The sequence below is a fragment of the Sphingomonas bacterium genome (genome assembly GCF_903643065.1).
Lineage (GTDB): Bacteria > Pseudomonadota > Alphaproteobacteria > Sphingomonadales > Sphingomonadaceae > Sphingomonas.
The window spans coordinates 1-11,276 of the sequence record NZ_CAHJWX010000023.1; the positions used below are offsets into that span (position 1 = coordinate 1).

11 protein-coding genes are annotated in these 11,276 nt (G+C 67.3%); 8 read left to right on the forward strand and 3 right to left on the reverse strand.

The genetic code is table 11. The annotated features are described in order from the left end of the window. The 3 genes from HUU95_RS01810 to HUU95_RS01820 all read right to left on the reverse strand — a co-directional run. Positions 1-523, reverse strand: a 523-nt coding sequence (locus HUU95_RS01810; RefSeq protein ID WP_174278526.1) for a type VI secretion system-associated FHA domain protein, incomplete at its 3' end; no start/stop codon positions are given. After that, a complete protein-coding gene (locus HUU95_RS01815; protein WP_174278527.1) occupies positions 520-1,152 on the reverse strand; it encodes a DUF6931 family protein in 633 nt (210 codons plus the stop codon). The genes HUU95_RS01815 and HUU95_RS01810, both read right to left, overlap by 4 nt. A gap of 12 nt (positions 1,153-1,164) precedes the next feature. Then, positions 1,165-3,177 (reverse strand): type VI secretion system Vgr family protein, encoded by a 2,013-nt coding sequence (locus HUU95_RS01820; protein WP_174278528.1) that lies wholly within the window; start codon positions 3,175-3,177, stop codon positions 1,165-1,167. Between the two features lie 190 nt (positions 3,178-3,367). Between HUU95_RS01820 and HUU95_RS01825 the strand changes: the two genes are divergently transcribed. The 8 genes from HUU95_RS01825 (at position 3,368) to tssF (ending at position 11,154) form a co-directional block, all read left to right on the forward strand. Beyond that, a complete protein-coding gene (locus HUU95_RS01825; protein WP_174278529.1) occupies positions 3,368-4,069 on the forward strand; it encodes an OmpA family protein in 702 nt (233 codons plus the stop codon). Positions 4,070-4,139: 70 nt separating this feature from the next. Beyond that, complete coding sequence (locus tag HUU95_RS01830; protein ID WP_174278530.1) at positions 4,140-5,180, forward strand: ImpA family type VI secretion system protein; 1,041 nt, start codon at positions 4,140-4,142, stop codon at positions 5,178-5,180. Between the two features lie 92 nt (positions 5,181-5,272). Further along, complete coding sequence (gene tssB, locus HUU95_RS01835; protein WP_174278531.1) at positions 5,273-5,806, forward strand: type VI secretion system contractile sheath small subunit; 534 nt, start codon at positions 5,273-5,275, stop codon at positions 5,804-5,806. An 83-nt stretch (positions 5,807-5,889) separates the two neighbouring features. Next, positions 5,890-7,374, forward strand: a complete 1,485-nt coding sequence (gene tssC / locus HUU95_RS01840; protein ID WP_174278532.1) for a type VI secretion system contractile sheath large subunit — start codon at positions 5,890-5,892, stop codon at positions 7,372-7,374. Positions 7,375-7,439: 65 nt separating this feature from the next. Further along, on the forward strand, positions 7,440-7,925 hold the full coding sequence (locus HUU95_RS01845) for an Hcp family type VI secretion system effector (protein WP_174278533.1): 486 nt from the start codon (positions 7,440-7,442) through the stop codon (positions 7,923-7,925). A 23-nt stretch (positions 7,926-7,948) separates the two neighbouring features. Continuing rightward, entirely contained in the window at positions 7,949-8,740 is a 792-nt protein-coding gene (locus HUU95_RS01850) for a type VI secretion system accessory protein TagJ (protein ID WP_174278534.1), read from the forward strand. Between the two features lie 2 nt (positions 8,741-8,742). Beyond that, a complete protein-coding gene (tssE, locus tag HUU95_RS01855; protein ID WP_254602559.1) occupies positions 8,743-9,279 on the forward strand; it encodes a type VI secretion system baseplate subunit TssE in 537 nt (178 codons plus the stop codon). A 12-nt stretch (positions 9,280-9,291) separates the two neighbouring features. Beyond that, entirely contained in the window at positions 9,292-11,154 is a 1,863-nt protein-coding gene (tssF, locus tag HUU95_RS01860) for a type VI secretion system baseplate subunit TssF (RefSeq protein WP_174278535.1), read from the forward strand. Positions 11,155-11,276: the final 122 nt, after the last annotated feature.

Here is an 11,276-nt window from a genome sequence, read left to right on the forward strand (position 1 = left end):
CCCAGCCGCCGCCGAGCGGCGCGGCCTCGCCCGCGAACCCGCTCGACGCTTCGTCGTTCGCGGCGGCCCCCCAGCCGCCGCCATCATCGGGCGCGGCGGACTGGCCAGGCCCGGTGCTGCCGCCATGCTGATCCCACGACCAGCTCGCTTCCTTGTTCGCCTGTTCCGTCTGTCGTTCCTCGCGCCGCTCGATCGCGGCGGCGGCCTCGCCGGTCAGCTCGGCGGCGATGTCGTATTGCCCGACGGTAAACAGGTCGCCCGGCTCGACGCGGCGAGGCTCCGCCATCCGTTCCCCGGCGCCGTTGAGGAAGGTGCCGTTGGTGCTGACATCGGTGATCGTGTAGGCGCCGTCGCGGTAGCCGACATCCAGGTGTCGCGACGAGATATAGTGGCGAGGGTCCGGCAGGCTCCAGTCGCACGTCGCCGCCCGGCCGATGACCGCGCCACGCCGGTTGAGCACGAACTCGGCGGGCATGCCGTTGTCGAGCCGGTCCAGTCCCCGGATCCTGAGTGTCAGCGTCATCGCGTGGCCAGCGCCTGCATCCCCTGCTGCGCGACCTTTTCGCCGAGATCGAGCGCCCGGTCCAGTGTCGCGCCCGGATCGGCGGCGCGATGGGCGGCGAAGGTCAGCGCGCCGCCGGCCATCTTGCCGGTCAGCTCGGGTGCGGGCGGCACGGGCGGCAGGTCGACGCCCGAGATCGAGCCGCCCGAGAAGAACACGGCCATGCCGAGGAAGCGCTCGGGCGCGCGTTCGCTGGCCTCGCTGGCGGCGTCGAAGGCGGCGCGTCGGCGCTCGTCGTTCGGGTCGCCCAGCCATCGCAGGGCATAGTCGAGCGCGCGGCGGTCGGGTCCGGCGAGCTTGCGGGCGTCGGCGACCTCCTCGATGACGTGCGCGGCCCAGGCGATCGCCTCGAACCGGGGCAGCGCCAGCGCCAGGAACTCGGCCGCGTCCTCGCGCTCGCCCGCCGCGCGCAGGCCCGCGAAATGTTGCGCGGGCGCCAGGCCCTCGGCCGGCAGCTTCTCGGTCTCGACGCCCTGATAGGCGACGAGTTGACGCGCTTCCGTCCAGCGCACCTGCCCCCATTCCATCACCTCGCCGCTCCCCGTTCCAGCCCCGCCAACCGTGTAGCGCGCGGGCGTCGACTCCGCCAAGCCCCGGCCTTGTCAGTTGATCTTCACGAGGCCGCCGCCGATCGTGTTGATCGCGTCGGCCTTCAGCTCCATCAACAGCGCCTTGCTGCTGCTCTGCAGCTTGGCCTCCTGTTTGAGCGTCAGGCCGGCGACGGAGATGCCTTCGAGGCTCATCTCGATCGTCGACTTGCCGACCTTGAGGGTGATCTTCTTCTTCGCCTCGATCGTGATCTCCTCGTCGACGGTGATCGTCTGCGACTTGGTGACCTTCAGTTCGTCGTCCCCGGTCACCTTGACCGTGCGGTTGTTCTTGATCTCCTCGTTCTGGTCGCGTTTTACCGTCAGGTTCTGATCGCGGCCGATCTCGGTCGACTCGTCGCGGCCGACGATGGCGTGGCGATCGTGCCCGACCTTCTCTTCCTGGTTCTGGCCGACGTGATGCGTCTCCTGGAAGCGGACCCGCGTGTTCATGTCGCGCTCGGCGTGCAGGAACACCTCCTCATGCCCGCCCTTGTCCTCGAAACGCAGCTCGTTGACCCCCGGCGCGCCGGTATCGAGGTCTTGCGCGTCGGGATACTGACCGGTCTCGCCATAGCGTTTGGTGCGCCACAGCGCCTTGGTCTTGTTCGCCGGCAGGTCGTAGACCGGCATGTTACCCTTGTTGAACACCCAGCCCATGACGATCGGGTGGTCGGGATCGCCGCCCAGGAAGTCGACCATCACCTCCTGGTTGACGCGGGGCAGGACGACGCTGCCGAGATTGCCGAACTGCGCGACGCGGATCCAGCAGGTGCTCTTCTCGCCCGCCGTGTCGCCGCGATCCCAATGGAAGCGGACCTTCACGCGGCCATATTCGTCCGTGTAGATCTCCTCGCCCGCGGGCCCGCTGACGATCGCCGTCTCCAGCCCCTGCACGACGGGTCGCGGCGTGGCGACCGGCAGATGGAATGGCGTTCCCGCCGGAATGGCATCAAAGGTGACGAGCGTGCCCTCGTCCTCGCCGTGACCGCCCGACACATATTGCTCGGTGGTGATCGTATGGTGCGTTCCGACGATCAGATAGCTCTGGTTGAACCGACCGGTGGGGTGATCCGTGACGGTGACCTTGGTGCCGGTGGCGAGGCTGATCGCCTGCGATTCGCCCGTGTAGCTCTGCCGGTCGCGGCGCAACGCGGCGAGGCGGACCGTGCTCAAGGCGCCGCCCCGCCCCTCGTCGACGAAGCCGCCGGGATAATGGTAGATCTCGCGCGCGTCGCCCGGATGCTGCTTGGCGTTGGCGGCCTGCGCCTGGAGCGGTCGTTCCGGCTTCTCGAAATCGAAGTCGCGCACCGTCACCTGCGCTTCGCCCCGAGTCGATACCCGTTCGGTCAGGCGATGCACGAACCATTGATCGACCCCGGCGCCGCGCTGGGCCGAGCCGGCCAGCGTTATCAATCTCGCATTCTGACTGAATTGCAGCTTCGCCGGCTTGCCCGTCGCGTGCGCGCCGGGAGCGTCGCAGATGATCATGGTGTGCTTGTCGGCGTCGTGCTGGAAGAAATAATAGATGCCCTCTTCCTCCATCAGCCGGGTGATGAAGGTCCAGTCACTTTCGCGATACTGCACGCAATAGGTGCGCTTGGCGTAGGTCTTGGACAATTGCAGCTTGAAATTGGTCTGTCCGGCTGCGGCGAAAATTTTGCCGATGATGTCGGGCACCGACACATCCTGAAAGATCGCCATGTCGCGATTCTGAGACAACAGAAAGGTGAACGGGCGCGCGATCAGCCGGTAATGAAAGCCGGCGCCGCTATCGTGCATCAGCTCGCCGTCGGTGATGAAACCCGAGAAGTGACGCATCGGCACGTCATCCTCCAAGGCGTGGATCGTGACCGGCTTGCCCAAATGGGGCAGCAGGTCGATCTCGCCCAGCGTGGCGATGATGTCGACGGTCAGCTCGAACGGCTGGCCGAGCGCTTCATGGAAGGCGACTCGCTCCAACACGACCTGTTCGCCGCCCAGATCGATCGACATCTGCGTCTGTCGAGTATCGCTTTGCGCGGCCATGACGTTCTTATCCCCTGTTAACCCTGCCCCGTCGCGCCGGCCGTGTCCGCCTCGACGCCCGACCGACGTATAACAGCTGACGGCGCCGGGCCACTCGTTCGGTTGCAGGTTGGTCTACTTGTCAGCGCAGGAGATTACGACTATGCGCGCGCATCAACTTTTCGGGGCTTCTCTCTCAACAGGGGATTTTATGCGGTTCATCTTGATGGTGGCGGGGGCTACCGTGATCGCGTCGCCGGTGGCGGCGCAACAGAGCCAAGCGGACGTGAACAGCTATCTGTGCACCTTCGCCGGCAAATGCGGGACGGACGCGGCGTCGGCCGTGACGCCCACCAAGGCGGCGCCGGCGACCAAGGGCTTTCACCTGGCGCAGGCGCAGCCGATGATCGCCGCGCCCGCGACCAAGGGTTTCCATCTGGCGCAGGCGTCGGTGCAGCCGATGGAGGCGGCGCCCAAGACCAAGGGCTTCCATCTCGCGAGCGCCGTCCCGACCGCGACGCGGCCGGCGTCGACCAGGCGCTTCGCCGGCGCGCGTCCGGCGGCGACGCCGGGCGCCGCTCGCGCCGATCTGATGCTCGCGTTCGAGTATAATTCGGCGCTGATGACCCCGGCGGCCGAGGCCAAGGCGAAGACCTTCGCGGTGGCGCTGATGAACGACGCGTTGAAGGACAAGCGCTTCCTGATCGAGGGGCACACGGACGCGCGCGGCTCGCGCGATGCGAACGTCGATCTGTCGCGCCGCCGTGCGCAATCGGTCGCCGATTACCTGGTCACGCAGGGCGTGGACAAGGACCGCGTCGAGGTGAAGGGGGTCGGCCCGGACGAGCCGCTGCCCGGCCACTCGGCGGCGTCCGAGGCGAACCGCCGCGTCGAGGCGGTGCTGATCTCCTAAGCCGACAAGACGGTCGCCGCGCTCCGACGGGGTCGGGCCGGCGACGTCGGACAGCTTGGGGAGGCGGCCCGTGGCGGCGGGCGCGATCGGGGGAACGGCCGTGGACGTGAACGTGCTGACCGCGCCGCTGTCCGACGAGGACGGCGCCAGGGCCGGTCCCGACATGAGCTACGACGATGCGCGCGTCGCGATCGAGGCGCCGTTCCAGCTCGACGCCGGGGGCGAGGCGGTCGAGGAGCGCGCGTGGCGCGACGCGATCCGCGGCATCAACGCGCAGGTCGAGCAGACCCGCGACCTGTGGCTTGCCGTGTACCTGGCGCGCGCCGGGGCGAAGGTGGGCGACCTTCAGGTCGTGGCGGACGGCGCCGAGCTGCTCGCCGGCCTGCTGGAGGATTTGTGGGACGAGGTTCATCCGACGCTGGAGGAAGCGGACTTCGTCGGTCGTCGGACGCCTTGCGACTCGCTCACCAAGATCCGCGAGTTCCTGGCCCCGCTGCGCCGCGCCACGCTGTGGGAGCATCGCGTTGGTCGCTTTTCCGGCGAAGATCTCGAACGGTTCGCGAGCGAGGGGGAGTCGGCGGAGGGCTATGCCCAGTTCCGTGGCGCGATGGCGAGCACGGACCCGACCGAGGTCAAGGAGGTCTTCGCGACCGCCGCCGCTCGGCTCGACGCGATCAAGGCGGCGCTGAAGCGCACGGACGCGGTGCTGGTCGCCCGTGCCGGCAGCGAGACGGGCACCAACTTCACGACGACCTACGAGACGCTAAATGCGCTCCACAAGGCGGTCGTGCCCTTTGCCGGACTGACCCCCGAGCCGACGCCGGAGGCGGCGGCGAGCGAAGGCGGCGGCGGCATGCCATCGGGCCCGGGCCTGTCCGGCCGGGTAAACAGTCGCGACGACGTCACCAAGGCGATCGACGCCATCATCGATTATTACAAGGTCCGGGAGCCGGCCAGTCCGGTAGCTACCCTGATGCGCCGCGCGCGACACTGGGTGAGCATGGACTTTCTCGAGCTCATCGAAGAGCTGTTGCCCGACAGCGCGACCGCGGCGCGGCAATTGCTCGTCTCCAAGAAGGATGCGCCCGAAGAATCGGGGTACGGCTATTGATCATGGCCGGCTTTTGGGTAGCCTGCCGTTTAGGGGGTCAAACGGGCGATCGAGTCTCCGTCGCACGCTGATCGAACACAGGGGGAAGTCACATGCCGGTCAAGAGCGGACAACGGTTCATTCGCGAGAACAGGGCGCCGCGCGTCCATATCGAATATGAGGTCGAGACTTACGGCGCCAAGCAGAAGGTCGACCTGCCCTTCGTGATGGGCGTGATGAGCGACCTGTCGGGCAAGAGCCATGTCGAGAAGAAGGAAGCGTCCAAGCGCGACTTCACCGAGTTCGACATGGACAATTTCGAGCAGCGCATGGAGGCGATCGCACCCCGCGCCGCGTTCAATGTCGACAACACGCTGTCGGCGGAAGGCGGCAAGCTCGCGGTCGACCTCACCTTCAAGAACATGGACGATTTCTCGCCGGGCGAGGTCGCCAAGAAGGTGCCGGCGGTGGCCAAGCTCCTCGAGGCGCGCCAGCAGCTCAACGACCTTTTGCTGTACATGGACGGCAAGGACGGGGCGCAGAACCTGTTGGACAAGGTGCTGAAGGATCCGACGCTGATGGCGGCCTTGTCGTCCGCCAAGCAAAATGGCGACGCGGACGCCGAGCAGGCGCCGGCCGCCGAGTGACCAAGCGGGGCGGTCGCCCTCGCACGAGGCGGCTGCCCAACAACGATCAACCATGACGTCCCGTGGGGGATGGGAGACGGATGATGGCTTCCGAAGCTCTTCAGGCTGGTGCGCAACCGCAGGCCGATTTCCAGTATGACGATTTCTCCGCGCTGCTCCAGAAGGAGTTCAAGCCGCAGGACGACAAGAAGGCGGATCGCATCAGCCAGGCCGTGCAGACGCTGGCGCAGCAGGCGCTCGCCGACGCGGCGGTGATCGGCGACGACGTGTTCACCACGGTGGATGCGATGCGTGCCGCGATCGACCGCAAGATGTCCGAACAGATCGACGCGATCATCCATCACGCCGACTTCCAGAAGCTGGAAGGCGCGTGGCGGGGATTGAACTACCTCGTCATGAATACGTCGACGGGGAAGGACATGAAGATACGTGTGATGAACATGTCCAAGGACGAGTGCCGGAAGATGTTTCGGCAGTACCGGGACGCGGCGTGGGACCAGAGCCCGCTGTTCAAGAAGGTGTACGAGTCGGAGTTCGGCCAGCTGGGCGGGCAACCCTATGGCGCGTTCACCTGCGATTATTCGTTCGATCACTCCGCGCCGGACCTGGAGGTGATGCGCGGGCTCGCCAAGATCGGCGCGGCGGCGCATGCCCCGTTCATCGCCGGCGCGGCGCCCGGGCTGTTCGGCATGGAAAGCTGGCAGGAACTCGCCAACCCGCGCGATCTGGGCAAGCTGTTCGATGCCACCGACTATGCGGCCTGGCGCACGTTCCGCGAGTCGGATGACGCGCGCTATCTGGCGCTGACGATGCCGCGCTTCCTCGGCCGTCCGCTCTACGGCGCCAAGACCGAGCCGGTCGAGGCATTCGACTATGAGGAGAATGTCGGCGGCGATCACGAGAAGCACGTCTGGATCAACGCCGCCTATGCGATGGCCGGCCGGATCACGGAGGCGTTCACGACCTGGGGCTGGTGCACGCGCATTCGCGGCGTCGAGTCGGGCGGGACGGTCGAGGGGCTGCCGACCGCGACCTTCCCGACCGACGACGGCGGCGTCGACATGAAATGCCCGACCGAGATCGCGATCTCCGACCGGCGCGAGGCGGAACTGTCCGCCGCCGGCCTACTCGCGCTGGTCCATCGCAAGAACACCGACCAGGCGACGTTCATCGGCGGCCAGACGCTCTACAAGCCGAAGGTCTTCGACAATGCGGACGCGACTGCGAACCAGAACCTGTCGGCGCGACTGCCCTATATCTTCGCCTCGTGCCGGTTCGCGCACTATCTCAAGTGCATGGTGCGCGACTGGGTGGGTGGAAGTCGTGAAGCCTCGCAGCTTCAGCGCGATCTGAGCGACTGGGTGATGCAGTACGTCGATGGTTCGCCGCAAACGTCGAGCGAATTCACCAAGGCCAAGCTACCGCTGAAAGGGGCACAGGTGGAGATCATCCCGGACCCGGAGAACCCGGGTTACTATAAGGGGAAGTTCATGTTCGTTCCACATTACCAGATGGAAGGCATGGACATCGCGATGAGCATGGTTTCCCGCCTGCCCAAGGCCGCCTGACCATTCGGGCATGCAGCATCGGACCGCCGGCGATCGACGTCGCGGTCTTCTAGGAGGACTTTGACATGGCCGTTGATTGGTTTCTTGAGATCGCCGAAATTCCCGGCGAGTCGACCGCGGAGCACATGAAGGGCAAGATCGACGTGTCGTCGATGTCACTCGGCGGCTCGATGCCGACCACCGCTGGCCGCACCGGCTCGGGCCTGTCGGTCGGCAAGGCCGATTTCCATGACATTCATTTCAGCAAGTATTTCGACAAGGCGACGCCGAAATTGCTGAACGCGATGGGCGCCGGCACCCATTTTGGCAAGGCGATCTTCCATGGCTTCAAGCACGGCGACAAGCCCATGGAGTTCATCACGATCACCCTCACGGACGTGGTGGTGAGCAGCTACCAGGTCAGCGGGTCCAGCGGCTCCGAGGGCCAGGACTCGTGTTCGGTCACCTACTCGGTGATCAACATGGACTATGTGGAGCAGAGCGAGAAGGGCGGCTCCGCCGGCAAGTCCACCTTCGGCTTCGACGTCCGGGCCGGCAAGAAGCTCGGCTGAGCGGGCGGCGGCGGGAGGTTGTCATGGCACCCAACGATGCCGACCAGCTGCTGTGGGCAGGCGATCTCGACGGCGCGCGACGCGCGCTCGTCGAGGTCGTCCGATCCCGGCCCGCCGACGAACAGGCGCGGATGTTCCTGTTCCAGCTGCTCGCGGTCGCGGGCGAGTGGGACAAGGCGAAGGCGCAGCTGCAATTGCTCGCCCAGCTGTCGCCGGAAGCGCAGATGCTGAGCATGGCCTATGGCCAGGCGGTCGACGCCGAGCGCGAGCGCGCGGCCGTCTGGGCGGGCGCTACGCGCCTGCACCTGCTTCAGGACAGCGACTGGGCGATCGGGCTGGTCGACGCGGTCGAACATTACGGGCAGGGCCGGGCCGAGCAGGGCGACGCCGCGCGCGACGCGGCGTTCGAGGCCGCGCCCGACACGCCGGGGACGCTGGACGGCGTCTCATTCGACTGGATCGCCGACGCCGATGGCCGGTTCGGCCCCTCGTTCGAGGCGATCATCGGCGGGCGCTATGGCTTGGTGCCGTTCGACACGGTTGCAAGACTGAAGAGTGACGGGCCGCGCGACCTGCGCGATACCGTCTGGTATCCGGCCCAGATCTTCCTCAAATCCGGCCAGTCGGTGGCGGCGCTGCTCCCCAGCCGCTATCCCGGCAGCGAGGCGGCCGCCGAGGTGGACGAGCGGCTCGGCCGTGTCACCGGCTGGCGCGAGACCGACGCGGGCGAGGTCGGCAGCGGGCAGCACCTGTGGACGCTGTCGACGGGCGAGGACCGCGACCTGCTGTCCACCCGCCTGCTCGCGTTCGATTGAGCGTGGCCGCCGTCAAGCAACGGCTCACGCCGACGCTGTTCGACAAGCTGGTCGCCGATGTCGACATGGCGGGGCTGCGCGCGGACGACTCCAACACGCCGGTGATCGCGCGGGAGAATTTCCGCTTCTACACCGTGCCGCAGCTCGAACGCTTCAACGAAGTGGCATTGCGCGCCACCGTGCGGCGCGAGCTGGCCTGGCTGCTCAACACCACCAATTTCGGCGCGACGCACGACCTGGAACGGTATCCGCGCATCCAGACGTCCGTGCTGAACTACGGTCTGCCCGATCTAGCCGGCAAGACGCTCGGCCGGCGCTCGGTGCTCCAGCGCGCCAAGGAGATCCGCACGGCCGTCCGCGATTTCGAGCCCCGCATCGAGGCGAGTTCGCTGACCGTCGACACGGTGGAGCATGAGGAGCACCGCCACCAGGTGACCTTCGTCATCTCCGGCGACATCACCGCCGCCGCGCAGGCGATGCCCGTCAAGTTCCACACCCATGTCGATCCGGACACGGCGTCGGTCGACGTCGAGGAATAGCCCGCCGTCGCCATGGATCCCCGGCTGCTCCGTTTCTACAACGACGAACTGGGCTATCTGCGCGAGGCGGCGCGGGAGTTCGGCGAGGAGCACGAGACGGTCGCCGGCCGGCTCGGGCTCAAGACGCCGACCGATGTCGATCCGTATGTCGAGCGGCTGCTGGAGGGGGTCGCGTTCCTCGGCGCGCGCGTCCAGCTCAAGCTCGCCGATCAATATCCCGAGTTCACGCAGCATCTGCTGCACGCGATCCAGCCGCATTACCTGGCGCCGATGCCGTCGATCTGCGTCGCCGGCTTCGAGCCCAAGGAGGGCGATCCGGTCCTGATCAAGGGGCACAAGGTGCCGCGCGGCACCGAACTGACCGCTACCGCGAGCGATCAGGGCAACGCCGCCGTGCCGTTTCGCACCGGCCATGACGTGACGCTGTGGCCGCTCCGGATCAGCGAGGTGGAATATCTGGCGAGCCGGGCCGCCGTGGCACCGTTCGCGGCGGCGGCGAACGTGCGCGCGGAGGCGGGGCTGCGGCTGCGGTTCGAGGCGGTGGGCGGCGCGGACCTGCCCAAGCTGCTGCCGCGATCGCTGCCGATCTACCTGGCCGGTTCCGAAGCGATCCCGGGCGAACTGTACCGGCAGCTGATCGGCGAGACGCTGGCGGTGGTGGCGCGGTCGAGCGACGCGCCCGCCAATGGCGACTGGGTGCACCTGCCTCGACCCGAGCAGGTCGGCTTCGAGGACGATCAGGCGTTGCTGCCCGCCGACCAGCGCTCGTTTCGCGGCTATCGGCTGCTCGCCGAATATTTCGCCTGCCCCGAACGCTTCCTGTTCGTCGACCTCAAGGACCTCGCCACCGGCTTCGCGCGGTCGCCGAGCGCGTGCGACGTGGTGCTGCTGTTCTCGCGTTCGTCCACCATCCTGACCGGCGCGGTGGAGCCCGCCAACTTTCGGCTCTATGCGACCCCGGCGATCAACCTGTTCGAGAAGCAGCTCGGGCGCGTCCAGATCACGCCCTACGAACATGAATATCATGTCGTGCCGGACCGGACCAAGCCACTCGATTTCGAGGTGTTCCGGTTGCTGGAGGTCAAGGCCCATGACCGCGAGAACATCGCCGCGCGCGACGTGGCGCCGCTCTACGCATTCGGCGCGCTACTTTATGATTGGCAGGAGGCGCTGTTCTACACGACGCAGTTGCGCCCGCGCCGGCTATCGACGCGCGAGCAGCGCCTGCGGCGGCGGACCGAATATGTCGGCACGGAGACCTGGATCAGCCTGACCTCGCCGGGCGACGCGCGGCGGCTGGACGACATCCAGGAATTGGGGCTGCGCGCGCTGGTCACCAACCGCGAGCTGCCTGAGCTGTTGCAGTTCCGCGGCGACTCGCATTTCACCATCTCCGGCATTCCCGCGCGCGGCGTCTCCGTGCTCCGCGCGCCGACGCGTCCGCGTCCGCCGCTGGGGCTGGGCGACGCGGCGTGGCGGGTGATCGGCCACCTCACCCCCAATTACGCGACGCTGGCGCCGGAGGATGGCGACGATCCGGCGGTGCTGCGCGATCACCTGGCGCTGTACGGCCAGCAGGACGACGCGGCGCTGCGCAAGCAAATCGACGGCGTGCTATCGATCACCTCGCGCAAGGTCGCGCGGCGCGTGCCGGGCTTCGATCGCATGGCGATCGCGCGCGGTCATCGCATCACGATCAGGCTGGACGACGCGGCGTTCGAGCGGAGCCGCCTGTTCCTGTTCGCCGCCGTACTGGAGCGGTTCCTGGCCGAGTTCGCCAGCATCAACTCGTTCACCGAGAGCTGCTTCACCAGCCCGCAGGAAGGGGAGTTCGCGCGATGGCCGCCGCGCATCGGCCGGCGGCCGACGATCTGATGCGCCCGCCGGCCGACGATTTGATGCGCCCGGCGGCCGACGATCCGATGCGCCCGGTGGCGGAGGGTCCGATGCGCTTGGCGGACGAAGACCCGACGCCGCCGCCAGCCGACCATGTCGGG

Excerpts from the sequence above, each read along its gene's own strand:
- HUU95_RS01845 (WP_174278533.1), top strand. The coding sequence starts at position 7,440 with ATGGCCGTTGATTGGTTTCTTGAGATCGCCGAAATTCCCGGCGAGTCG.
- tssB (WP_174278531.1), top strand. The coding sequence starts at position 5,273 with ATGCCGGTCAAGAGCGGACAACGGTTCATTCGCGAGAACAGGGCGCCG.
- HUU95_RS01850 (WP_174278534.1), top strand. The coding sequence starts at position 7,949 with ATGGCACCCAACGATGCCGACCAGCTGCTGTGGGCAGGCGATCTCGAC.
- tssF (WP_174278535.1), top strand. The coding sequence starts at position 9,292 with ATGGATCCCCGGCTGCTCCGTTTCTACAACGACGAACTGGGCTATCTG.
- tssC (WP_174278532.1), top strand. The coding sequence starts at position 5,890 with ATGGCTTCCGAAGCTCTTCAGGCTGGTGCGCAACCGCAGGCCGATTTC.
- HUU95_RS01825 (WP_174278529.1), top strand. The coding sequence starts at position 3,368 with ATGCGGTTCATCTTGATGGTGGCGGGGGCTACCGTGATCGCGTCGCCG.
- HUU95_RS01820 (WP_174278528.1), bottom strand. The coding sequence starts at position 3,177 with ATGGCCGCGCAAAGCGATACTCGACAGACGCAGATGTCGATCGATCTG.